We start from the raw sequence: 22569 nt of genomic DNA, 5'->3' as shown, positions 1-22569 counted from the left end.
AGCATGCAAAACACCACCCGTTTCGCCAGCGGCCGCGACCGCGACCTGGTCTGCCTGGGCCGGCTGGCGGTGGACCTGTACGCGCAGCAGTTGGGCGCGCCGCTGGAAGACGCGGCCAGCTTCGCCAAATATCTGGGCGGCTCCTCCGCCAACATCGCCTTCGGCGCGGCCCGGCTGGGCTTGAAGTCGGCGATGCTGTCCCGCGTCGGCGACGAACAGATGGGCCGCTTTCTGCTCAACACCCTGCGCGCCGAAGGCTGCGATGTCAGCCAGGTGAGGGTGGACCCGGAGCGGCTGACCGGCCTGACCCTGCTGGGCATCAAGGATCGCGATACTTTTCCCTTGCTGTTTTACCGCGAAAACTGCGCCGACATGGCGCTCAGCGCCGATGACATCGACGAGGGCTTTATCGCAGGCAGCCGGGCTTTGCTGATCACCGGCACCCATTTGTCACGGCCCGGAGTGGAGGCGGCCAGCCGCCGCGCGCTGCAATACGCGCGCCGCCACGACGCGCGCACGGTGCTGGACATCGACTACCGGCCGGTGCTGTGGGGCCTGGCCGGCCGCGGCGACGGCGAAACCCGCTACATCGCCAGCGCCGAGGTCAGCGCCCATTTGCAGAGCCTGCTCTCCGAGTTCGACCTCATCGTCGGCACTGTGGAGGAGTTCCTGATCGCCGGCGGCGAGGCCGAGCTGATGCCGGCCTTGGCCCGAGTGCGCGCGCTGAGCCAGGCGGTGCTGGTGGTCAAGCTGGGGCCCTTGGGGTGCGCGGTGATTCCCGGCGAAGTGCCGGCGCGCATCGAGGACGCCTTCAGCGTGGCCGGCGCGGAAGTGGACGTGATGAATGTATTGGGCGCCGGCGACGCCTTTCTGGCCGGTTTCCTGTCCGTCTGGCTGCGCGGCGGCGACTACGCCGAATGCTGCCGCCGCGCCAATGCCTGCGGCGCGCTGGTGGTGTCGCGCCACGGCTGCGCGCCGGCGATGCCGACCCCGGCCGAGCTGGAGCGCTTTCTCGCCGCGCCGACGCGGCGGCCGGGCGAGGACGCGGCCCTGAGCCGGCTGCACCGGGTCAGCGCGGCGCGGCCGCGTTGGGACGAGTTGTGCGTGTTCGCCTTCGACCATCGCAGTCAGTTCTTTGAGCTGGCGCGCGCGGCGGGCGCGGACGAGGCGCGGCTGCCGCGTTTGAAACAGCTGCTGGTGCAATCGGTGGCCGGCGTGGAGCAGCGCTTGGGCCTGCGCGGGCGGGTGGGGGTGCTGATAGACGAGCGCTACGGCGCCGACGCGCTGTACGCCGCCACCGGCCGCGGTTGGTGGGTGGGCCGGCCGGTGGAGCTGCCAGGGTCCAATCCGCTGGTGTTCGAGCAAGGCCGAGCGATGGCCGGCGCGCTGGCCGCCTGGCCGCGCGAGCACGTGATCAAATGCCTGGTCCAGTACCACCCGGACGATGCGCTGGACAACCGGCTGGAACAGGAAGCGCAGATCCGCGCGCTCTACGACGCCGCCCAGGCCAGCGGACACGAACTGTTGCTGGAAATCATTCCGCCCAAGGATTTGCCGCGCGCGGACGACACCGTCTACCGCGCGCTCAAGCGCTTGTACAACCTGGGCATCTATCCGGACTGGTGGAAGCTGGAGCCGCCCGCCGCCGCGCAGTGGCCGGCGCTGGACGCGCTGATCGCCGAGCGCGACCCCTATTGCCGAGGCGTGGTGCTGCTGGGCTTGAACGCGCCCTTGGACGCGCTGCGCCGGGGCTTTGCCGCCGCGCGCGCCAGCCGCAGTTGCCGCGGCTTCATGGTGGGGCGCAGCCTGTTTCAGCGGCCGGCCGAGCGCTGGCTTGCGGGCGAGATCGACGACGCCGGCCTGGTGGCCGAGGCCGGCGCCCGATTCACTGAACTGGTGGCGGTCTGGCGCGAGGAACGCGGCACGGCCGGCCGCGCCCTCAGCGAGGAGGGCGCGCGATGAGCACGATTCGCTTAACCATGGCCCAGGCGCTGGTGCGCTACCTGGCCGCGCAGCGGGTGGAGCTGGGCGGCGAGGAGCTGCCGCTGTTCGCCGGGGTGTGGGCCATTTTCGGCCACGGCAACGTCGCCGGTCTGGGCGAGGCGCTGCAGCAGGCCGGCGACAGCCTGCCCACCTGGCGCGCCCACAATGAGCAAGGCATGGCTCATGCCGCCATCGCCTACGCCAAAGCCCATTTCCGCCGCCGGATGATGGCGGTGACCAGCTCCATCGGCCCCGGCGCCACCAACCTGGTCACCGCCGCGGCGTTGGCCCACGTCAACCGGCTGCCGCTGCTGCTCTTGCCCGGCGATGTGTTCGTGTCGCGCGCGCCGGACCCGGTGCTGCAGCAATTGGAAGCGCCGCAGGATGGCACCTTGTCGGTCAACGACTGCCTGCGGCCGGTGTCGCGCTATTTCGACCGCATCGTCCACCCGGCGCAGCTGCTCACGGCATTGCCGCGCGCGCTGGCGGTGCTGACCGACCCGGCGCAGTGCGGGCCGGCCACGCTGGCGCTGCCGCAGGACGTGCAGACCATGGCTTGGGACTATCCGACGGACTGGTTCCGGCCGAGGCGGTGGCGCATCGCCGCGCCGCCGCCGGAAACGGATGCGCTGGAGCGGGCTGCGCGGGCGCTGGCCGCCGCGCGGCGGCCGCTGATCGTGGCCGGCGGCGGCGTGCTCTACAGCGCCGGCGGCGCGGCGGCCTTGCGCGCCTTCGCCGAGCGCCACGGCGCGCCGGTGGCCGAAACCCAGGCCGGCAAGAGCGCCTTGCCCTGGGACCACCCGCTGCAATTGGGCGCAATCGGCGTCACCGGCTCGCCAGCCGCCAACCGGCTGGCGGAACAGGCCGATCTGGTGCTGGCCCTGGGCACCCGCTTGCAGGATTTCAGCACCGGCTCCGGGCAGTTGTTTCGTCAGGCGCGGCTGCTCAGCGTCAACGTCAACGCGCTGGACGGGATCAAGGCCGACGCCGTGGCTTTGACCGGCGACGCCGCCTTGTGCCTGGAGGCGCTGTCGGCGCGGCTGGACGGCTGGCGCGCAGACGCCGGCTGGAGCGCCGAGGCGCGCGCGCTGGCCGAGGACTGGCGCGCGGAGACGGCGCGCGTCACCAGCCAGCGACAGCCTCACGGCCTGCCTTACGATGGCGAGGTGATCGGCGCCGTGCAGCGCCACCCCGGCTCCGAGCGCGACGACATCGTGGTCTGCGCCGCCGGCACCCTGCCGGCAGAACTGCACAAGCTGTGGCGCGCGGCGACGCCGGGCGGCTACCACCTGGAATACGGCTATTCCTGCATGGGCTATGAAATCGCCGGCGGTTTGGGCGTGAAGATGGCGCGGCCGGAGCGCGAAGTCATCGTGATGGTGGGGGACGGCAGTTATCTGATGATGAACAGCGAATTGGCGACCTCGGTCATGCTGGACCGGAAGCTGATCGTGGTGGTGCTGGACAACCGAGGCTACGGCTGCATCAACCGCTTGCAGCAAGCCTGCGGGGGCGCGCCGTTCAACAATCTGCTGGAGGACTGCCGCCAGGGCCGCCACGGCGCGCCGAGGGTGGACTTTGCCGCTCACGCGCGTGCTTTGGGAGCCGAGGCCGAGCATGTGTCCGACATCGCCGGCCTGGAGGCGGCGCTGGTCCGTGCCCGTGCCGCCGAGCGCAGCTATCTGATCGTGATCGACACCGATCCGGCGCGCACCACCGAGGCCGGCGGCTGCTGGTGGGAAGTGGCGGTGCCGGAGGTGTCGGAACGGGCCGAGGTCCGCGCCGCGCGCCAGGTTTATGAAGACCGGCTGCGCCGGCGTCAATACGAATAGCGGGGAACAAGGCAATGCATGCATTCGATGTGAAAATCGGCATCAATCCGATCTCCTGGAGCAATGACGACCTGCCGTCGCTGGGCGGCGAGATTTCGCTGGAGCAGGCGCTGGCCGAAGGCGCGGCCATAGGCTACCGAGGTTTTGAACTGGGCAATAAATTCCCGCGTCAGCCGGAGGCGCTGGCGGCGGCGCTGGCGCCGCACGGCCTGCAATGCGTGTCCGGCTGGCATTCCGGCCGGCTGGCCGAGCGCGGCGTGGACGCGGAAATCGCCGCGGCGGAGCCGCATGTGCGTTTGCTGGCCGCCAGCGGCTGCCGGGTGATGGTCTACGGCGAGGTGGCGCAGGCGATACAGGGCCAGCCGAGGCCCTTGAACCAGCGGCCGCGCTTTGGCTCGGAGCGGCAATGGCGGGATTACGGCGAGCGGTTGAACGCCTTCGGCCGCCATCTGCAAAGCCACGGCCTGACGCTGGCTTACCACCACCATATGGGCGCTTACGTCGAAACCCCGGACGATGTGGACGCGCTGATGGCGGTCACCGGCCCGGAAGTGGGCCTGCTGTTCGACAGCGGCCACATCGCCTTCGCCGGGGGCGAACCGTTGGCGGTGCTGCGCCGTCATATCGGCCGCGTGGTCCACGTTCATTGCAAGGACATCCGCCCGCAGGTGGCGCGGCTGGCGCGCAACCGAGGTTGGAGCTTCCTGGAAGCGGTGCTCAACGGCGTGTTCACCGTGCCCGGCGACGGCGTCATCGATTTTGAAGCCCTGCTGCGCACGCTAGCCGAGCACGGCTATCGCGGCTGGCTGGTGGTGGAGGCGGAACAGGACCCGGTGGTGGCGCCCAGCTACCGCTACGCCGAGCTGGGCTTTCGCACCCTGGCCGGCCTGGTGGCCGCCATCCGCGCCGGCGCGCCGGAAAGGAGCTGCGCATGAATCAGCCTGATTTGCGGGTTAGAGCGGCGGCCGGCCGTGTCGCCGCCGATGTGACGCCGGCCTCCGCCGGCTGGCGACATGTCGGTTTCCGCGCCTTGCGCCTGTCCGACGGCGAGTCCGAGGACTGGCTGCAAGCAGAGCGGGAGTGCTGCGTGGTGGTGCTGGCCGGCGTTGTCGACCTCGTCGCCGGCGACCAGCGCTGGCCAGGCGTGGGGGGCCGCGCCGACGTATTCGACGGGCAAGCGCCGTGGGCGGCCTACATCCCCGCCGGCTGCCCGCTGCGCGTCGTCGCCCGCGGCGCGGCCGAAGTGGCGTTGTGCTCGGCGCCGGGCCGCCCGCTCAGCCGTCCGCCGCGGCTGATCCCGCCCCAGGACATGGCGCAGAGCGTGCGCGGGCAGGGCGCCAACACTCGCTACGTCACCGACATCCTGCCGCAGCAGGCCGAGGCGGACAGCCTGCTGGTGGTGGAAGTGCGCACCCCGTCCGGCCATTCATCCAGCTATCCGCCGCACAAGCACGACCGCGACGCGCTGCCGGCGGAGAGCCAACTGGAGGAAACCTATTACCACCGGGTAAGCCCGGCGCAGGGCTTTGTGTTCCAGCGCGTTTACACCGACGAGCGGGATCTGGATCAGTCCCACGCGGTGGAGGACGGCGATGTGGTGCTGGTGCCGCGCGGCTACCACCCGGTGTGCGTGCCCCACGGCTACGAATCCTACTACCTCAACGTGATGGCCGGGCCGCGCCGCGAATGGCGCTTCCACAACGACCCGGCGCATGAGTGGATGTTGTCCACCGCCACTTGAAGCGCGGCGGCGGGGCTTGGGTTGGCGCGGGCGGCGGTGTAAACTGCCGCATTTACGACCGCGCCGGTCTCTTGCCTGGATTCCGCCATGCCCACGCCTCATGCCGCCCGCCGCGCCCGCCTGCTGTCCGCCCTGGGCGACGCCGTCGCGGTGCTGCCCACCGCGCCGGAAGCGGTGCGCAACGCCGATAATTTCTATCCCTATCGCCCAGACAGCCATTTCCTGTACCTGACCGGCTTCCCCGAACCGGAAGCGGTGCTGGTGCTGGACGGCCGCCGCGGCAAGTCCATCCTGTTCTGCCGCGACAAGAATCCGGACATGGAAATCTGGGAAGGCTTCCGCCACGGGCCGCAGGCTGCGGCCGAGGCTTTCGGCTTCGACGAGGCTTATCCCGTCGCAGAGCTGGACGCGCGGATGCTGGAGCTGCTGTCCGGCTGCGGCCGGCTGTGCTGGAGCCTGGGCCGCGACGCCAAGTTCGACGCGCGCGTCAACGGCTGGCTGGACAGCCTGCGCCAGCGCGCCTACCACGGCGCGCCCGCGCCCAGCTGCTATGGCGACGTGCACGCGCTGCTGGACGAGATGCGCTTGATCAAGGACGACAGCGAGATTGCGCTGCTGCGCCGCGCCGGCGAGATTTCCGCCGCCGGCCATGTGCAGGCGATGCGCGCCACCCGGCCCGGCCTGCATGAATACCAGATCGAGGCGGAAATCCTGCATGCCTTCGTCAGCCGCGGCGCGCGCCAGCCCTCCTACGAGAGCATCGTCGCCGGCGGCGCCAATGCCTGCACTCTGCATTACTGCGCCAACAACGGCCTGCTGCGTGATGGCGAGATGCTGTTGATCGACGCCGGCTGCGAGCTGGAAGGCTACGCCGGCGACATCACCCGCAGCTTCCCGATCAACGGCCGCTTCAGCGGCCCGCAGCGCGATGTCTACGAAGTGGTGCTGGCGGCGCAGACGGCGGCCATCGCCGCGCTGGGCCCCAATGTGCCCTGGAACGCGTCCGGCGACGCCGCGCTGGCGGTGCTGGCTCAGGGCATGCTGGACCTGGGGCTGCTGCAAGGCAGCGTGGACGGGGTGATCGAATCCGGCGCTTACCGTCAGTTCTACATGCACGGCATCGGGCATTTGATCGGCCTGGACGTGCACGATGTGGGCGCGCGCAAGCGCAACGGCCTGTGGCGCGCTTACCAGCCCGGCATGTGCGTGACGGTGGAGCCGGGCTTGTACATCCGCCCGGCGGACGGCGTGCCGGCGGCCTTGCACAATATCGGCGTGCGCGTAGAGGACGATGTGCTGATTACCGAGCAGGGCTGCGAGGTCTATACCGGCGGTGTGCCCAAGCAAATTGATCAGATCGAAGCGCTGATGAACGAGAATTGAGTATCCGGAGCCTGTGTCCCGAGGAAACAGGAAGGAAGCAGACATGCAGCAACAGACAAATGAACATGCGGACGTGGTGATCATAGGCGGCGGCCCGGTGGGGGCGCTGGCCGCGCTGCGGCTGGCGCGCGCCGGCCGCGAGGTGACGCTGGTGGAGGCCCGAGGCCGCGACGAGGCGGTGCGCGACGCGCGCGCGCTGGCGCTGTCCTGGCACAGCCGCGAGCTGCTGCGCGAAGCCGGCGCCTGGCCGGAGGATTTGCCGGCGTCCTTGATCGACAGCGTGCACGTGTCGCAGCAAGGCGCTTGCGGCCGCACCCTGTTGCAAGGCGAGGATGTGGGCCTGCCGCACTTGGGCGCGGTGGTGGACTATCCGGCGCTGGTGGCGGCGCTGGGCGGCGCGCTGGAGCGCGCCGGCGTGCGCGTGCTGTGGCGCCACCGGGTGCGGACGGTCAAGAGCCTCAGTCATTACGCGGTGGTGACGGTGACGTCCGACGCCGGCGAGAGCGTGTTGACCTGCCGGCTGGCGGTGATGGCCGAAGGCGGCGCGCTGGCGGAAAGCCTGCCCGGCGTCAAGCGCCTGAGCCACGATTACCGCCAGTGCGCGGTGCTGGCCGAGGTGCACACCGAATTGCCGCCCAAGGGCGTGGCTTATGAGCGCTTCGCCCATGACGGGCCGTTGGCCCTGTTGCCTCACGGCGACGCTTATATGTTGGTGTGGACCCGCAGCGCCGAGGACGCCGCCCGCTTGCAGGCGGCGGACGACGCCGAGGTAGCCGCCGCTTTGCAGCACGCCTTCGGCGAGCGCCAGGGCCGCATTCTGAGCGTGGGGCCGCGCGCGGCGTTCCCGCTGACGCTGAAGCAGCTCAACCGCGTGGTTAGCGGCCGGGTGGCGATGATAGGCAACGCCGCGCAAACCATGCACCCGGTGGCGGCGCAGGGCTTGAATCTGGGCCTGCGCGACGCAGCCGGCCTCAGCGAGGCGCTGGCGGGCGCGGCCGACCCCGGCGACGCCGCCGCGCTGGCGGCCTACGCCGCGTCGCGACGGGTGGACAGCCACGCGGTGGTGGGTTTCACCCATGGTTTGATTAAATTATTCGATGGCCATCATCCGGTGGTCAGCGCCATGCGCAGCGTCGGCCTCAGCGCGCTGGACGCGCTGCCGCCGCTGCGGCGCAAGTTCGCCAGCCATCTGGTGTTCGGCGTGTGATGGGAGAGCGAGCGTGAAAGCATGGCAGTACGATGTGATCGTCGTGGGCGGCGGCCTGGTGGGCGCCAGCCTGGCGCTGGCCTTGGACCGCGCCGGCAAGCGAGTGGCCTTGCTCGAAGGGCGGCCGCCTCGGCTCGATGGGCTGGAGCAGGGCTGGGACGCGCGCATCTACGCGGTAAGCCCGGCTAACCGCTGCTTCCTGGAGAGCCTGGACGCCTGGCCCGGCGCCGAGCGCTTGGGGGCGATTGAAGCGATGGACGTGCGGGGCGACGCCGGCGGCCGCATCCAGTTTGCCGCCAGCGACGCCGGCGAGCCGGCGCTGGCCTGGATTGCCGAAAACCGCTGGCTGCTGGCCGCGCTGTGGCGGCGTCTGGCGGCGTCCGGCGTTGATTGTCTGCCGGGGCTTAAGCCGCAGGCGCTGAGCGCCGACGCGCTTAGCGCGGCATTGACGCTGGACGACGGCCGCCGGCTGAGCGCCGCGCTGCTGGTCGGCGCCGACGGCGCCAACTCCTGGGTGCGAGAGCAGGCCGGCCTGGCCGCCAGCGTCAAGCCTTACGGCCAGAGCGGGGTGGTGGCCAATTTCGACTGCGAACGCCCGCACGGCGGCGTGGCGCGGCAGTGGTTCACCGGCGGCGACATCCTGGCCTGGCTGCCCATGGCCGGGAACCGAATTTCCATGGTGTGGTCAAGCTCTGATCCCGCGCGTTTGCTGGAGCTGCCTCCGGAGCAACTGGCGGAGACAGTGGCCGCCGCCGGAGGACGGGCGCTGGGCGAATTGGCCGTCATCACCCCCGCGGCGGCGTTCCCGTTGCGCTTGATCCAGCCGGAGCGAGTGGCGGCGGAGCGGGTGGTGCTGGTGGGCGACGCCGCCCACACGGTGCACCCCCTGGCCGGCCAGGGGGTGAATCTGGGCTTCCAGGACGCGGCGCAATTGGCCGCCTTGCTGGTCGGCGAGCGCGACGCCGGAGACTGGATGCTGCTGCGTCGTTACGAGCGCCAGCGGCGCGAAGCGGTAAAAACCATGCAGCTAGGCTGCGATGGCCTGTTTCAGCTGTTCCAGGCCAAGGCGCCCGGTTTGTCCTGGCTGCGCAATACCGGCTTGAACCTGACCAATTCCCTGAAGCCTTTGAAGCGGCAATTCGCTCGCCAGGCAATTGGCTACTGAACCTTCCCTTGAGGATAAAGATTGATGAAGAAGAACCTGAAGTCCCTGGCGCTGGGCGCCTCCCTGATGATGGCGCTGGCCGCTTGCTCGCAAGCCGCCGGCAGCGGCAATGCCGGCGATGTGAAGAAGGCGTTTGAAGGCCGCTTCCCCGGCAAACCGGTCAAGGCGGTGACCGCCACGCCGGTGAAGGGCATCTACGAGGTGGTGGTGGACAATAAGCAGGTGGTGTACACCAATGCGGACGCCAGCTATCTCTTCGTCGGCGATCTGATCGATGCGGTGAAGAAGGAAAGCCTGACCGAGAAGAAAATGGCCGAGCTGAACAAAGTGGACTTCAAGGCTCTGCCGTTCGAATACGCGTTGAAGGAAGTGCGCGGCAAGGGCGAGCGCAAGCTGGCGGTGTTCTCCGACCCGGACTGCCCGTTCTGCAAGAAGCTGGAGCGCGAAGGCCTGAAGAATCTGGACAACGTCACCATCTACACCTTCCTCTACCCCTTGACCCAACTGCACCCGGACGCGATGCGCAAGTCCAAGCAGATCTGGTGCTCGCCCGACAAAGTGGCGGCCTGGTCCGGCTTCATGCGCGATGGCAAGCCGCTGACTGGTCCGGACAATTGCGACACTCCGCTGGAAAAGATTCAGCAACTGGGCGAGAAGCTTGGCATCACCGGCACGCCGGGCCTGATCTTCGCCAACGGCCAGCTGGTGCCGGGCGCGATCGATGCCGACGATATCGAGAAGCTGCTCAACGCCAAGTGAGCGCATGAAGACATGCGCCGCTAAGCGATTTGCCACGGCCTGTTCCTGCGTCCACGCGACGCCGGCTCAGGCCGTTGACGCGCCTGGAGCGCGGCGATGACGGCGCGGCTGGGCTGGGAGGCGCGCTGGCGCGGCCTGTCCAACGGCGACCGCGTCTTGCTGGGCCTGTCGTTTTCGCTGGCCGTGCATAGCCTGGCTTTTTTCGTTCCGTGGCCGGTGGGCGGCGCGCACGGCGAACCGGCGGGACTGAGCGTGCGCCTGACGGCGGGGAAGCCGGCGGACAGGCCGCCGCCGCGGCTGGAGCCGGCCGCCGCGCCGCCGGCATGGACCGCGCCGCGGGCGGAGCAGACCTTGCCGGAGGCGGCGCTTGAGGCGGAACCAGAGCCGGCGCCTAGACCGAGTGCCTCGGCGCCCGCCGCCGAGCTTCCCGCCGCGGCGTCGGCGCCCCTTGCGGAAGCCGCGCAGCCGGGGGACGAACTGCCGCAGCGTCTGGGCTTGGACCTGTACTATCCGGCCAGCCAGCTGGAGCAACTGGCCGTGCCGCTGCAGCCGATCGAACTGCCTGAACTGGCCGATTTGACGGGGGGGGCGATCCGGATCGAATTGCGCGTCTATATCAATGAACGGGGCGAAGTGGATGCGGTGCAATGGGTCAGCGCCCAGCCGGCCGGCAGCGAACAGCCCTTGCTCAAGCATTTTAGTCAGGCGGTGTTTTCACCCGCGCGCAAGGACGGCATCGCGGTGAAGAGCTATAAACGTATTTTGATCGAGTCCGAACCTGGCGACGGAACGGCTTCGCCGCCGCAGCCTGGACAGCGCTGACGGCGTGGGCCTGCGGGCTGACCGCAGCGCGGGTTCGTGGTAAATTCCGCTCTCCGGCACTGGCTGCCGGCGGCTAACATCTCCAATCAGGGGCGCACCAACGTCCCGGTCTTCAACAAAGGAATTCCCATGTCTGATCTACAGACTCTGTTCACCCAGGCCCAGGCCGATGTCAAGACCCTGTCCGAGCGTCCGGACAACCAGACTCTGTTGCAACTGTACGCGCTGTTCAAACAGGCGACCGAAGGCGATGCTACCGGTGAACGCCCGGGCATGATGGACTTCATCAACCGCGCCAAGTTCGACGCCTGGGAAAAGCTGAAGGGCAAGGGCAGCGACGAGGCCAAGCAGGAATACGTGGACGTGGTGAAGCGCCTGCTGGAAGAGTAAGCCGGCCGCGGCCGACCCCTGCCGCCGAAACGGCGCGCCTGCGGGCGGCGCCGTTTTCGGCGGCGAACCGGCACCAGACTAGCGTGCCGATTTTTTTAGAACCTGTTCAAAGTCTGCAGAGCGTTGCCGATACGGCGAGCGTGTTTTCGAAACGCTCATGCGCCGTCGGCGCAATCCGCTATTTCCGCCGCAGCGCCTTGTCTCGCCCTTGCCCGCGAGGCTTTGAACAGGCTCTATAGTTGTCTGACTGTTGATGAGCAGTGCGGCGGTATGGTTTTTCAATCAAGTGAAGCGTTGGCCAAGATGAAGAGAGTCTTTTGCTTGCTGGTTTTCGTCCTGCTGGCGCAAGCGTGCCGGGCGGGCGACGACCCGGTTTTGCTGGTGGTGTCGGGCAAGATCAGCCATTTCACCGATTCGGCGCGCGGCGTGTACGAATTCCGCGAAAGCGCGCTGATGGCCTTGCCGCAAACCTCGCTGGTCACCGCCACCAGCTGGACGCCCAAGGCGACTTTCAGCGGGCCGCTGGTGCGGGACATCCTCAATAAAGTGGGCGCCTACGGCCATCAGGCCCAGTTTGTGGCGCTCAACGACTATACCTATTCCATTCCTATCGGCGAGCTGGTCAAGTACCGCGCCATCCTCGCGCGCCGCTTCAACCAGCAGCCGATGAACGTGGCCCGTTACGGCCCGTTGTGGCTGATGTATCCGCTGGAGCAGATGCCGGATTCGGCCAAGGGGCCGGCCTTGGACGCCAAGCTGATCTGGCAGATAGACGGTTTGGTGGTGAACTGATGAACCAGGACAATCAAGCGTCGTCCGGCGTGGAGCCGGGCTGGGCCGGCCGCCTGCGGCGGCTCATTTCCGGATGGGGCGGCTGGCCGGAAGGCCGGCGCATGCTGTGGGTGGGCCTGCTGGTGCTGATCACCGCCGCCGGCGGCATGTATTACAGCATCAGCCAGCTGGGCAAGGTCAACTCGGTGGCCAACAGCAGCGAGGATTTGTATTGGTCGGTGGCGCAATTCCAGCTGGAAATGGAGCGCGCCAAGTCCGCGCTGGTGGGTTTCCAGGCCGGCCGCATCACGCAAGACGAGCTGTTGCGGCGCTTGGAAGTGGCCAGCAGTCGTTTCCATGTGTTTTCCGAACCGGCGCCGGTGCGGGTGCAGATGTTGCTGCGCCAGGTGAAGGGTTTCGACACCCTGGTGGCGGATTACCAGCAATTGTTCAACGACCCTGCTTTCAGCCACCCCGCGCTGGCCTCGGTGCCGGCGCTGCTGGAACGCATCGACCTGCTGCGGCCGCAACTGATGGCCTTCGCGGTGGAGGCGAGGGTGGCGGAGGTGAAAAGCCGCACCGAGCGGCTGGAGGACCTGGACCGACAGCGCAGCAATGTGCTGTATCTGCAGTCGGTGTTGTGGGGCGTGATCTGCGCGGTGATTCTGCTGCTGTCGCGCTACAGCTCGGTCAAGCGTCTGGCCAGCGCCAAGCAGGCCTTGCTGGAGAAGGAGCAGTCCGCGCACCAGGCCACGGTGGCGATGGAACTGGACCGCACCACCTTCCTGGCCACGCTGAGCCATGAGATCCGTTCTCCCTTGCAGTCGATGCAGGTATGCATCGAATTGCTGGAGCCGGTGGCGGACGGCCAGAAAACCGCGCGCACCGCCTTGCAGCGCTTGAAAACCAGCGTGTCGCATTTATCCGCCCAGGTGCACGACATCATGGATATCAGCGCCATCCGCAATATGAAGCTGCGGATGAATCCGCAGCCGATGCCGCTGGCCGAGGTGCTGCAAGCCACCATGGACGTGATGCGGCCCTTGGCCGACGCCAAGGGGCTGGCGCTGAATTACCAGGCCGGCCCGCTGCCGGCGACGGTGCTGCTGGACGAGGTGAGGCTACGTCAGGTCGTGGGCAATCTGGTGTCCAACGCCATCCGCTACACCGATAGCGGCTCGGTCACGGTCAGCGTGTCCTGCCTGCGCGCCACCGGGCATCACGAACTGGTGCTGCAAGTGCGCGACACCGGGGTGGGCATTCCGCCGGAGTACCAGCAGCGTATTTTTCAGCCTTTCATCCAGGGCAAGCATAGACGCGCCGGCAGCTGCGGGCTGGGTCTGTCCATCGTCAAGGAGCTGGTCAATCTGTTTGGCGGCTGCATCGCGCTGGACAGCGCCGAGGGCAAGGGCGCCTGCTTCACCGTGCGCATACCGGTGCAGGCGGCGGAGACGCCGGGCTCGCAGTCGGTTCTGATCGTGGACGACGACGCCGACATTCGCGACACCCTGGCCGAGTTGCTGCAGCGCGACGGCTATCAGGTGGCCACCGCGGAGACGGCGGCCTTGGCGGAACGGGCGCTGGAGCAAGCCGATTTCGACGCTGTGCTGCTGGACATGCACCTGGGCGCGGACAGCGGCTACCAGGTGGCGGAGCGGGCCTGGAACGGCCAACGCGCCGAGCATACCGCCGTTGTCGGGATGAGCGCTTATCCGGAGGCCTTTGACGATCCGCGCGCGAGCCGCTTCGCCGGCATCCTGGCCAAGCCCTTCGACGCCGGTCAATTGCGGCAGATGCTGGCCGTGGTCAGCAAGCGGGCCTGACCCGCGTCGCGCAAAAAAGCCCTGGATGACCTCCAGGGCTTTTTCAATGCCGCGCGGTGATAGTGAACCGCTGCCTATTCAACATCTCGCGAGCCAAGGCGAGACAAGCGAAAACCGCTGAGAAAGCGGAGTGTGCACACGGTACATGAGCATTTTGAGCTTGTACTCACCGCGCAACGCTTCACGACGCGCAGCAAACTTTAAACAGGTTCTCAGACTTCCAGGTCGTGGGCGGCGGTGACCACATTGGTGATCTGCAGCGCCAGGATGGAGCCCGGGGTCGGCTTGCCGATGTAGTAGACACCCTGGATGCGCAAGGCCTGCTGCAGCGCGGATTCGTATTCCTCGGCGTGGCCGGTCAGCACGATGATGGGCACGGTGGACGAGCGCTGGCGTATGGTCTCGATGACCTTCATGCAGTCCTCGTCGCCCAGCACCCAGTCCAGCACGAAAGCGTCGAACTCTTCGTGCGGCAGCGCGGCCAGCAGTTCGGACGGGGATTCGTAGGGCAGGGCGAACAGGCCCTGGCGCACCAGCACCGCGGCCAGGATGTCGGCGTCCATATCGTCCAGCACCGCCACCAGCAAGCGCTTGTTGTTGGCGCGCTTGGGCGGCTGCACCGCCAGATAGGTGACTTCGTGGCCGTTGATGCAGCGGTCGTGGCTGCCTGGATACACGTGCCAGCTGTCGCCCTGACGACGCGCCAGCAGCAGCGGCGAGATGGAATCGTCCTGCACCACGTCGCCCAGCTGTATCCAGCAATGAGCTTCCTCGGTGTGGTCGGTCAGGTGGAGGATGGCCGGGATCAGGTCGGCGTCCGGCACCCGTACCGGCCGGCGGTTGTCCTGAGACACCAGCAGTTCGGACGTGGGCAGGCCCAGATATTGGGCCAGCTTCTCCAATTGACCCAACTGCCACTGGCTGCTGCCGTTGAGCTTGCGGTAGGTTTGCGACGCGCTCAGGCCCAGCACTTCTTCGATCAGGCTGACCTGTTGAGACTCCGCCAGGCCGCGCTGTTCCAGGTGCGTGCGGATATTGGCGTTGATGATTTCCGTGGTTGGCTTGTTCTGTGTCATTTGCATATCTTTGGAGTAGGGCGACTATCGGGTCGTTCTGGTCCGCAGCTTGCCGTCGGCGTGGGCGGAGGGCTGCTGTCTTTGTTCATTATCGGCGGCGGCGAGCGGAAGGCGGATGGCCTTCCGGGCAGGGGTGGGCATGTCGACGCTTTGGTTTATGTTTTAGCCGATATTAGTCAGTTTTTGCAAAATTTGCGAAAAATTTCGCTAAAAGTGCAAAAAAGTTTTCATTTTAAAAGTAGTCATACAGATTGAAACCTGTTCCTTGGTACAGATCGGGGCTGGATTATGCCTTTGCGTTATCGTGTTGGGTTTGAAATTTTTTGGCTAAATAATTGATTGTTTTTGGGTATTCGGGAAATGAGGACGACGGCGGGCGCAGGGGGTGGAGTGTTGTAATTTCGCATATCATGCGAAGGGCGCGCGGGCGCGGCGACGCGCGCCCACACGCCCCACGGCCTTGGGGCGGCGGATCAGCCCAGGGTGCCGGTGAGGCTGACCTCTCGGGTTTCCGGCACTTCGTTGTAGGACAGCACGTGCAGGCCGGGCGCGAACAAGCGCGCGTAGCGGGCCAGCAGCGGGCGGATCTGCGGCATCACCAGCAGGATGGGAGCGTGGCCCAGTTGTTTCATCTGGTCGCGCACCACCGGCATATTGGCCTGCAGCTGCTGCAGCACATTGGGGTCGATGGGGAAGCTGTCCAGCTGCGGCTTGCCGGTTTGCTGCGCCTGGCTCAGCGCGCCCAGCAGCAGGTTTTCCAGATCCGCGGACAGATTGAAGGCCTTCATCTCGCCGCGCGGCCCCAGGATGGATTGCACGATCTGGCGTTTCAGCGCGCAGCGCACCTCGGCCGCCAGCATGATGGGGTCCTTGCTGCTTTCGCTGGCGTCCAGCAGGGCGTTGGCGATGGGGGCGATGTCTTTCAGCGACACATTGTCGGTCAGCAGTTGGCGGTAGGCCTTGAGCTGCAAGGGCGCAGGCAACGCCTGGTTCAGCGCGGAAGCGAGCTTGGGCGCCAGCGCGGACAGCCGCTCGTTGATGGCGGCCACGTCGTCGTGGCGGAACAGCTCGGACAAGTGCTCGCGCATCACCTTGTTCAGATGGGTGGCCACCACGCTGGCGCAGTCCACGACTTGGTAGCCCAGGCCCAGCGCCTTGCTCTTGTCGTCCGGCAGGATCCAGGTCACCGGCATGGCGTAGGCCGGGTCCACGCCGGGCATGCCGTCCACTTCGCCGTACAGTTCCGGCGAGGGTATGGCCATCAGCCGGTCGGCGTAGACCTCGCCTTCGGCCACGGTGTTGCCGCTGAGCAGGATGGCGTACTGCGAGGGCTTGAGGCGCAGATCGTCGCGCAGATTCACTTGCGGCATCAGCACGCCCATGCTCTCGCTCAGGCTTTGACGCACGCCGCGCACGCGCTTGGCCAGCGGCGCGCCCTGACTCTTGTCCAGCAGCGACACCAGTTTGTAGCCCAGGTTGACGCCCAGGGTGTCCACATAGGGCAGGGCGGCCCATTCCAGTTCGATGTCGGCGTCGCCGGCCAGCGCGCTTTTCGCCAGCGCCGGGTCCGGCAGGTTGGGCAGCACCTGCTGGCGCTGGTGCAGCCGCCAGGCGACGAAGCCCAGCAGCAGCGCGAAGCCGAGGAAGGTGGGCCAGGGCATGCCGGGGATGGCTGCCAGCACCAACATCATGCCGGCGGCGCTCATCAGCACGGTGGGAGAAGCCAGCATCTGCTTGCCCACTTGTTCCTGCATGTCGCCGCCGTCGCTGATGCGGGTGACGATGATGGCGGCGGCGGAGGACAGCAGCAGCGCCGGAATCTGCGCCACCAGGCCGTCGCCTATGGTCATCAGCGCGTACTGGCGGAAAGCGTCGCCGGCGGACAGGCCGTGCATCAGCGCGCCGATGGCCACGCCGCCGAACAGATTGATGATCAGGATCAGGATGCCGGCGATGGCGTCGCCGCGCACAAACTTGGAGGCGCCGTCCATCGCGCCGTAGAAATCGGCCTCGGTGGCGATGTCGCGGCGGCGCTGCTGCGCCTGCTCCTGATTGATCAGGCCGGCGTTGAGGTCGGCGTCGATGGCCATCTGTTTACCGGGCAGCGCGTCCAGGGTGAAGCGGGCGGAGACTTCCGAGATCCGTTCCGCGCCCTTGGTCACCACCATGAAGTTGATGATCATCAGGATGACGAACACCACCATGCCGACAACGAAGTTGCCGCCTATCACCACCTGGCCGAAGGCCTCGATCACCCGTCCGGCGGCGTGGGTGCCTTCATGGCCGTGCAGCAGCACCACCCGGGTGGAGGCCACGTTCAGCGACAGCCTGAGCAGGGTGGTGGCCAGAATGATGGTGGGGAAGGCGGAGAAGTCCAGCGGCCGCTTGGCGGAGACGCTGACCAGGATGACGATGATGGCCAGCACGATGTTGAAGGTGAACAGCATGTCCAGCGCCATCGGCGGCAGCGGCAGCATCACCATGGCCAGTATGGCCAGCAAAAACAGCGGGGCGGCGATCTTGTGGCGGCCGATGTCGGCCAGCAGTCGGGTGAAAGCGTTCATGGTGCGGTTCTGGGATCGGCCATGTCGCGCGGGATCGGCAAATCGTCCGGCAGCCGCGGCTGGCTGCGGCGCGATCCGTTGCGGAAGGCTTTGAGTTGCATGACATAGGTCAGGACTTGCGCCACCGCTCGGTACAGGGGCGCGGGAATTTGCTGGTTGACCTGAGTGGTGTGGTAGACGGCGCGCGCCAGCGGCGGCAGCGGCACGATGTCCACTTGGTGCTCCTGAGCCACCTGACGGATGTAGAGCGCCATCTCGTCCAGGCCCTTGGCGATGATGAACGGCGCTTCGGCGCGTTCCTCATCGTATTTCAACGCCACCGCGTAGTGCTCCGGGTTGACGATGACCACGTCCGCGGTGGGCACGGCCTTGCGCACGCCGCGCTGGGCCATCTGCATCTGGATCTGCCGGATGCGCTGCTTGATCTCCGGCCGGCCCTCGGTGCTTTTGTACTCTTCCTTGATCTCCTGCTTGCTCATCTTCTGCTGCTTCATGAACAGCAGGATCTGCAGCGGCAGGTCGATCAGCGCGAACAACATGAACACCGCGGTCAGCGTCAGCAAGGCGTTGATCAGCAGCTCCGCGCTGCCGGCCAGCGCGGTGGCGAAGGGCGCGCCCTGCAAGGCGAAAAAATCCTCTAGCGCGCTCTGGCTCAGCCTGTACAGCACCCAGCCCAGCAGCAGCGCCTTGGCGATGGATTTGCCGATTTCGCTGGCGTGGCGCGCCGAGGCGATGCGGCCGAAATGGGCCAGCGGGTTGAAGCGCTCCAGCTTGGGCTGCAGATGGTTGAAGCTGAAGACCCAGCCGCCGGGGTAGAGCGAAACCACGATCATGCACAGCGGAATCACCGCCAGGGGCAGCACCATCTTGACCAGCAGCAGCAAGGTGCCGGCAAACAGCTTGGACCAGCTGTTGTCCAGCGCGCCGCTGCCGGAGAGCGGGGCGAAGGCCAGGGCGAACAGCTGCCGGAACTCGTCCAGCCACTGCGGCATCATCCAGAAAGCCAGTTTCAGCGCCAACAGCAGGCCCAGCGCGGCGGCCAGATCGCGCGAGCGCGGCACCTGGCCTTGCTTGCGCGCCTGCCGCAGCTTGTGCGGCGTGGCCTTTTCGGTTTTATCGCCGCCGCGCCCCTCAGCCATGACCGGCCCTCAGCATGCCGCCCAGCAGGCGCAGCATCTGTTCGTTCAGGTTCAGGTATTGCTGCGGGATGAAGCGCGCCACCAGGCCCAGCGTGCCCAGGCCGAACAGAGTAATCAGCGGGAAGCCCAGCGAAAACAGGTTCAGCGACGGCGCCACCCGGTTGATCATGCCGACGCCGGCCTGCACCACAAAGGTGGCGAACACCGCCGGCAGCGCCAGCAGCATGGCGGCGGACAGCACCCAGGCCACGCCGCCGGCCAGCATGGACAGCGAGGCCGCCGGCACGCCGCCGCCCACCGGCCAGGCCTGGAAGCTGGCGTAAACCACCTGGATCAGCAGCAAATGGCCGTCCAGCGAGAAGAAGATCATGGCGCCCAGCAGGTAGAGCAGGCTGGACACCACGTCGGAGGAGTTGCCGTTGCCGGGGTCGTTCATCACCGCCATGGACAGCGCCATCTGCGAGGACACCAGGAAGCCGAGCACGGCCAGCACGGCCAGCACCAGCTGAAAGGCGAGGCCGAAGACGAGGCCGATCACCGCCTGCTCGATGCTGGCGGCGACGCCGGCCAGCGAGAACAGGTCCAGCTTGGGCAGCGGCAGGGTGGCCGGCAGCGTGGCGGCGGACAGCGCCAGCGCCAGGCCGATGCGCACCCGCACCGGCACCATGCCCTCGCCGATGAAGGGCGCGACGCTGAAGGCGGCCATCAGCCGGCAAAACGGCCACCAGAAGGCCGGAATCAACTCCAGCAGTTGGGCGTAGAGGCCGGTCACGGCTATCCGACCAAACCGGCGGCGCGTTGGAACATCGCCACGCAGAAATCCATCAGAAAACCGGTGATCCAGTGGCCGGCGATGGCGATGGTCAGCAGAGTCACCAGCAGCCGCGGCAGGAAGGACAGCGTCTGCTCGTTGATCTGGGTGGCGGCCTGAATCAGGCTGACGATGACGCCGACGATCAGGCTGGGCAGGATCAGCAGCACCACCAGGGTGACGACGACGCGCAAGCTGTCGTTGACGATGTCGACGGCGATGTCGGGGGTCAGCATGGCAAGTCCATTCTCAAAAGCGCGCTTAATAAGCCTGTATCGAGGTGACCAGGGTGTTCACCGTCAGCGACCAGCCGTCCACCAGCACGAACAGCAGCAGCTTGAGCGGCAGCGAAATCACCAGCGGCGACAGCATCATCATGCCCATCGCCATCAGCACGCTGGACACCACCAGGTCTATCACCAAGAAGGGGATGAACAGCATGCAGCCGATCTGGAACGCGGTTTTCAATTCCGACAGCACGAAGGCCGCGAGCTTGACCGCGAAGGCGTGGTCCTGCGGATTGCTGATCTTTTCCTCGCCGGACAGCCTGGCGATCTGCGCCAGCGCGGTTTTGCTGGTTTGCGCCAGCATGAAGCGGCTGATGGGCTTCTGCGCGATCTCCAGCGCCTGCTGCATGGTGATCTTGTCCTGATCGAAGGGCTGCAAGGCCTGGTTCCACACCTCCAGCCCCACCGGCCGCATCACCAGCAGGGTCAGGATCAAGGACACGCCGGTGACGATGCGGTTGGGCAGGCCCTGTTGCAGGCCCAGCGCCTGGCGCAGCAGCGAGAGCACGATGATGAAGCGGGTGAAGCTGGTCATCATCAGCACCAGCACGGGCAAGAGCCCGAGCAGGGTCATCAGGATCAGGATCTGGGTCTTGATGGTGAAATCCACCGGCGTGCCGCCAGCGTTGGCCGACAGCAGTTTCAGCGGTTCGGCCTGACAGGCGGCGGCCAGCGCCCAAAGCCCCGCAGCGATGAGGCTGGGTTGCAGCAGCGGGCGCAGCTTCTTCAAGGCTTCCATCAGGTCAGGCTGTCCAGTTCCAGATCGTTGAGCTCCACCACCCGCAGGCCGTAGTTCTCGCCGGCCACCACCACCTCGCCGCGGCCGATCACGGTGCCGTTGACCTTGATGTCCAGCGGTTCGCCGGCCAGCTTGTCCAGCTCCACCACCGAACCGTTCTCGATATTGACCAGATCGGCCAGCGAGATGTCGGCGCCGCCCACTTCCAGCGTCAGCCGGACCGGGATCTTGCGCAGGAACTGGGTCATGTCGCGCTGCGGCCGGCGCGCCGCGCCGTCGTCTGCCGGCTTGGCGTCCGCGTCGTTTTGGCCGTCCAGGCCGTCCAGCACGCCGCCCAGATCGAAATCGTCGTTCAAGTCCATGCTCATCCTTGCTTGTTCTGTGTTTGTAGAGTTATTCGCTGACGACAAAGCCGGTCAGGCACAGCTTGCCGTGCTGCTCGGCCACCTCGGCCTCGAACAGCCGCGAAGCGCCGACCAGCACTTCGCTTCTGGCCTGCAGCGTCACCGGCAGCACGCTGCCGGGGCGCAGGTCCATGATGTCGCCCAGCGCCATTTCGCGGTCCAGCAAGCGCGCTTGCAAGCGCACCCGCAGCCGGTCGCGGAAGGTCTCCGCCGGCGCGGCTTGGGCGTCGGCGCTGTCGCGGCGGCCGGACAGGTTTTTCAGCAGACGTTCGAAGCAGGCGGCGTCCAATTGCAGACGCAGCGCGCCGACGGCGTGTTCGCCGTCGCCGATGTCCAGGCGGATTTCCCAGACCCCGGTGCCGGGCGGCACGAAGGGCAGCAGCGCGCAGTCGGCGGGGCCGGGCGGCAGGCCGCCGGCCTGACGGTCCAGCCGCAATACGCATTGCAGCAGGCGGGGCAGCAAGCGCTCGGCCAGGCTGCGCGCCAAGCGGCGCTCGGTTTCGGTTTCCGCCGGCGCGCCGGCGTCGGCGTCCGGCTGCGTTGCCGGCGCGCCGAAGCGGTAATCCAGCAAGCGCAGCAACAGCGGCCGTTCGATATGGCTGCCCAGCTGGCAGCCGTCCAGCGCGTGCCACAGCCAGCGGCGCTCGTCGGCGGCCGGCTGCGCCTGCTCAAGCGCGCGGATATGGAAGCGCGCGTGGTAGCGGCGGTTCAGCTCTTGCTGCAGGAAATCCGCCAGCTCTTCTTGCAGCGCTTTGCCGAAGACAGGCAGCAGATGGAACGGCCGTCCCAGCGTGCGCAGGTCGAGAGCCGGCAACTGGGCGCCGTCATGCTGCGAAATGATTCTGGCTCTTGGCATCTCGATTCTCGGTGAAGGCGTGGGCGTGGCGCCGCCGGCGTCTGCGCGCCCGGCCGGCGCGCGCGAGCGACGGAAAGGGCGCGGTTCTTAAGCCGCGGCGGCCTGGTGTACATCAAGGCCGGCCTTCTGCGACGCCGGATGCGAAATGTACTAGAAGGTACTAAATTCGCGGCTCGCGGACGGAGGCAAACGGCAGGCTAAACCTTATGGAGTGTGCATCTTACTGGCTGCCGCCGCTGGGTAAAGGGGGAAAATTCACGTCACACTTTGTGAAAATTCACGGCTGTTGGTTTAAGCATAAAGTTTAAAATCGCCGCTCGTATCCTGGCGTCAGGATGATGGCATGGTTACAAGTCCTCATCTCGGGGCTGCCGCTTCGATACGCTCGCCGCCGCAGGGCGGCGGGCCGCAGACGTGAAACCGGCCTTGATTGGCCACTCAATAATAACGGGCTCCGCCCGACAAGGATTTCCGATGGCGACCAACCTGGGTTTGATGATTCATGCCGACCGCAAGCAGATGCTCGGCGAAATGGCCGGGATGGCGCGCAGCGCGCCGATTGCGCCGCCGCAGCACAGCGAAGAACCCGCCACCTCAGCCAGTTTCTCCGACGCCATGGGCGCGGCCATCCGCGACGTGGACGCGCAGAACCGCGCGGCTTCCGAAAAAATGGCCGACGTGGACAGTGGCAAAAGCGACGACCTGGTCGGCGCCATGCTGATGAGCCAGGAAGCCAGCCTGTCGTTCTCCATGCTGATGCAAGTGCGCAATAAGGTAGTGGGCGCCGTGGACGACTTGATCAAGATGCAGCTGTAAG

21 protein-coding genes are annotated in these 22569 nt (G+C 66.9%); 13 read left to right on the top strand and 8 right to left on the bottom strand.

The window, feature by feature from the left end; genetic code table 11:
• Nucleotides 1-3: 3 nt before the first annotated feature.
• From ACUXV1_RS14450 to ACUXV1_RS14395, 12 genes are all read left to right on the top strand, one after another.
• Nucleotides 4-1962, top strand: a complete 1959-nt coding sequence (locus ACUXV1_RS14450; RefSeq protein WP_446015701.1) for a bifunctional 5-dehydro-2-deoxygluconokinase/5-dehydro-2-deoxyphosphogluconate aldolase — start codon at nt 4-6, stop codon at nt 1960-1962.
• A complete protein-coding gene (gene iolD, locus ACUXV1_RS14445; RefSeq protein WP_446015700.1) occupies nt 1959-3815 on the top strand; it encodes a 3D-(3,5/4)-trihydroxycyclohexane-1,2-dione acylhydrolase (decyclizing) in 1857 nt (618 codons plus the stop codon). Before ACUXV1_RS14450 ends, iolD begins: the two co-directional genes overlap by 4 nt.
• A 14-nt stretch (nt 3816-3829) precedes the next feature.
• Nucleotides 3830-4750, top strand: coding sequence for a myo-inosose-2 dehydratase (iolE, locus tag ACUXV1_RS14440; protein WP_446015699.1), 921 nt, complete (start codon nt 3830-3832; stop codon nt 4748-4750).
• Nucleotides 4747-5556 (top strand): 5-deoxy-glucuronate isomerase, encoded by an 810-nt coding sequence (gene iolB, locus ACUXV1_RS14435; protein ID WP_043633212.1) that lies wholly within the window; start codon nt 4747-4749, stop codon nt 5554-5556. The genes iolE and iolB overlap by 4 nt, the downstream gene beginning before the upstream one ends.
• A gap of 87 nt (nt 5557-5643) precedes the next feature.
• Complete coding sequence (locus ACUXV1_RS14430) at nt 5644-6939, top strand: aminopeptidase P N-terminal domain-containing protein (RefSeq protein WP_446015698.1); 1296 nt, start codon at nt 5644-5646, stop codon at nt 6937-6939.
• Between the two features lie 43 nt (nt 6940-6982).
• Nucleotides 6983-8146 carry an FAD-dependent oxidoreductase gene (locus tag ACUXV1_RS14425; RefSeq protein ID WP_081555343.1) on the top strand — a complete coding sequence of 388 codons (1164 nt, stop codon included), beginning with the start codon at nt 6983-6985 and terminating at the stop codon, nt 8144-8146.
• 13 nt (nt 8147-8159) lie between these two features.
• Complete coding sequence (locus tag ACUXV1_RS14420; protein ID WP_446015697.1) at nt 8160-9311, top strand: UbiH/UbiF family hydroxylase; 1152 nt, start codon at nt 8160-8162, stop codon at nt 9309-9311.
• Between the two features lie 24 nt (nt 9312-9335).
• Nucleotides 9336-10070: a DsbC family protein gene (locus ACUXV1_RS14415; RefSeq protein WP_043633224.1), complete on the top strand. Its 735-nt coding sequence runs from the start codon at nt 9336-9338 to the stop codon at nt 10068-10070.
• A 96-nt stretch (nt 10071-10166) separates the two neighbouring features.
• Nucleotides 10167-10892: a hypothetical protein gene (locus ACUXV1_RS14410; protein ID WP_194427887.1), complete on the top strand. Its 726-nt coding sequence runs from the start codon at nt 10167-10169 to the stop codon at nt 10890-10892.
• Nucleotides 10893-11021: 129 nt separating this feature from the next.
• Nucleotides 11022-11282, top strand: coding sequence for an acyl-CoA-binding protein (locus ACUXV1_RS14405; RefSeq protein WP_043633234.1), 261 nt, complete (start codon nt 11022-11024; stop codon nt 11280-11282).
• A 321-nt stretch (nt 11283-11603) separates the two neighbouring features.
• Nucleotides 11604-12074, top strand: coding sequence for a molybdopterin-dependent oxidoreductase (locus ACUXV1_RS14400; RefSeq protein ID WP_052051949.1), 471 nt, complete (start codon nt 11604-11606; stop codon nt 12072-12074).
• A complete protein-coding gene (locus ACUXV1_RS14395) occupies nt 12074-13876 on the top strand; it encodes an ATP-binding response regulator (RefSeq protein ID WP_043633241.1) in 1803 nt (600 codons plus the stop codon). The genes ACUXV1_RS14400 and ACUXV1_RS14395 overlap by 1 nt, the downstream gene beginning before the upstream one ends.
• A gap of 212 nt (nt 13877-14088) precedes the next feature.
• Here the strand turns inward: ACUXV1_RS14395 and ACUXV1_RS14390 are convergent, their stop codons facing one another.
• From ACUXV1_RS14390 to ACUXV1_RS14355, 8 genes are all read right to left on the bottom strand, one after another.
• Entirely contained in the window at nt 14089-14952 is an 864-nt protein-coding gene (locus ACUXV1_RS14390) for a helix-turn-helix domain-containing protein (protein WP_019101843.1), read from the bottom strand.
• A gap of 473 nt (nt 14953-15425) precedes the next feature.
• Nucleotides 15426-17516, bottom strand: coding sequence for a flagellar biosynthesis protein FlhA (locus tag ACUXV1_RS14385; protein ID WP_043633243.1), 2091 nt, complete (start codon nt 17514-17516; stop codon nt 15426-15428).
• Entirely contained in the window at nt 17513-18655 is a 1143-nt protein-coding gene (gene flhB / locus ACUXV1_RS14380) for a flagellar type III secretion system protein FlhB (RefSeq protein ID WP_043633245.1), read from the bottom strand. Before flhB ends, ACUXV1_RS14385 begins: the two co-directional genes overlap by 4 nt.
• A complete protein-coding gene (gene fliR, locus ACUXV1_RS14375) occupies nt 18648-19427 on the bottom strand; it encodes a flagellar biosynthetic protein FliR (protein ID WP_043633249.1) in 780 nt (259 codons plus the stop codon). The genes flhB and fliR overlap by 8 nt, the downstream gene beginning before the upstream one ends.
• A gap of 2 nt (nt 19428-19429) precedes the next feature.
• Nucleotides 19430-19702, bottom strand: a complete 273-nt coding sequence (gene fliQ, locus ACUXV1_RS14370; protein ID WP_043590304.1) for a flagellar biosynthesis protein FliQ — start codon at nt 19700-19702, stop codon at nt 19430-19432.
• Between the two features lie 25 nt (nt 19703-19727).
• Nucleotides 19728-20492: a flagellar type III secretion system pore protein FliP gene (gene fliP, locus ACUXV1_RS14365; protein WP_043633252.1), complete on the bottom strand. Its 765-nt coding sequence runs from the start codon at nt 20490-20492 to the stop codon at nt 19728-19730.
• Nucleotides 20492-20854: a flagellar motor switch protein FliN gene (gene fliN / locus ACUXV1_RS14360; protein WP_043633256.1), complete on the bottom strand. Its 363-nt coding sequence runs from the start codon at nt 20852-20854 to the stop codon at nt 20492-20494. Before fliN ends, fliP begins: the two co-directional genes overlap by 1 nt.
• A 31-nt stretch (nt 20855-20885) precedes the next feature.
• Nucleotides 20886-21752, bottom strand: a complete 867-nt coding sequence (locus tag ACUXV1_RS14355; RefSeq protein WP_043590303.1) for a FliM/FliN family flagellar motor switch protein — start codon at nt 21750-21752, stop codon at nt 20886-20888.
• Nucleotides 21753-22226: 474 nt separating this feature from the next.
• Here ACUXV1_RS14355 and ACUXV1_RS14350 point away from each other — a divergent pair, with 474 nt between their 5' ends.
• Entirely contained in the window at nt 22227-22568 is a 342-nt protein-coding gene (locus ACUXV1_RS14350; RefSeq protein ID WP_446015695.1) for a flagellar hook-basal body complex protein FliE, read from the top strand.
• Nucleotide 22569: the final 1 nt, after the last annotated feature.

This window comes from Chromobacterium sp. W521 (assembly GCF_052805975.1).
Note: the sequence above shows the minus strand (reverse complement) of the source record. Positions and strands in the feature narration are given on the sequence as shown.

What these genes read in the sequence shown, in the direction of transcription:
- ACUXV1_RS14350 (WP_446015695.1), top strand. Translation starts at nt 22,227, where the DNA reads ATGGCGACCAACCTGGGTTTGATGATTCATGCCGACCGCAAGCAGATG.
- fliQ (WP_043590304.1), bottom strand. Translation starts at nt 19,702, where the DNA reads ATGCTGACCCCCGACATCGCCGTCGACATCGTCAACGACAGCTTGCGC.
- flhB (WP_043633245.1), bottom strand. Translation starts at nt 18,655, where the DNA reads ATGGCTGAGGGGCGCGGCGGCGATAAAACCGAAAAGGCCACGCCGCAC.
- ACUXV1_RS14425 (WP_081555343.1), top strand. Translation starts at nt 6,983, where the DNA reads ATGCAGCAACAGACAAATGAACATGCGGACGTGGTGATCATAGGCGGC.
- fliP (WP_043633252.1), bottom strand. Translation starts at nt 20,492, where the DNA reads ATGGAAGCCTTGAAGAAGCTGCGCCCGCTGCTGCAACCCAGCCTCATC.
- ACUXV1_RS14410 (WP_194427887.1), top strand. Translation starts at nt 10,167, where the DNA reads ATGACGGCGCGGCTGGGCTGGGAGGCGCGCTGGCGCGGCCTGTCCAAC.
- ACUXV1_RS14390 (WP_019101843.1), bottom strand. Translation starts at nt 14,952, where the DNA reads ATGACACAGAACAAGCCAACCACGGAAATCATCAACGCCAATATCCGC.
- ACUXV1_RS14450 (WP_446015701.1), top strand. Translation starts at nt 4, where the DNA reads ATGCAAAACACCACCCGTTTCGCCAGCGGCCGCGACCGCGACCTGGTC.
- ACUXV1_RS14395 (WP_043633241.1), top strand. Translation starts at nt 12,074, where the DNA reads ATGAACCAGGACAATCAAGCGTCGTCCGGCGTGGAGCCGGGCTGGGCC.
- iolD (WP_446015700.1), top strand. Translation starts at nt 1,959, where the DNA reads ATGAGCACGATTCGCTTAACCATGGCCCAGGCGCTGGTGCGCTACCTG.
- iolE (WP_446015699.1), top strand. Translation starts at nt 3,830, where the DNA reads ATGCATGCATTCGATGTGAAAATCGGCATCAATCCGATCTCCTGGAGC.
- fliN (WP_043633256.1), bottom strand. Translation starts at nt 20,854, where the DNA reads ATGGACTTGAACGACGATTTCGATCTGGGCGGCGTGCTGGACGGCCTG.
- ACUXV1_RS14415 (WP_043633224.1), top strand. Translation starts at nt 9,336, where the DNA reads ATGAAGAAGAACCTGAAGTCCCTGGCGCTGGGCGCCTCCCTGATGATG.
- ACUXV1_RS14385 (WP_043633243.1), bottom strand. Translation starts at nt 17,516, where the DNA reads ATGAACGCTTTCACCCGACTGCTGGCCGACATCGGCCGCCACAAGATC.
- ACUXV1_RS14405 (WP_043633234.1), top strand. Translation starts at nt 11,022, where the DNA reads ATGTCTGATCTACAGACTCTGTTCACCCAGGCCCAGGCCGATGTCAAG.
- ACUXV1_RS14430 (WP_446015698.1), top strand. Translation starts at nt 5,644, where the DNA reads ATGCCCACGCCTCATGCCGCCCGCCGCGCCCGCCTGCTGTCCGCCCTG.
- iolB (WP_043633212.1), top strand. Translation starts at nt 4,747, where the DNA reads ATGAATCAGCCTGATTTGCGGGTTAGAGCGGCGGCCGGCCGTGTCGCC.
- ACUXV1_RS14355 (WP_043590303.1), bottom strand. Translation starts at nt 21,752, where the DNA reads ATGCCAAGAGCCAGAATCATTTCGCAGCATGACGGCGCCCAGTTGCCG.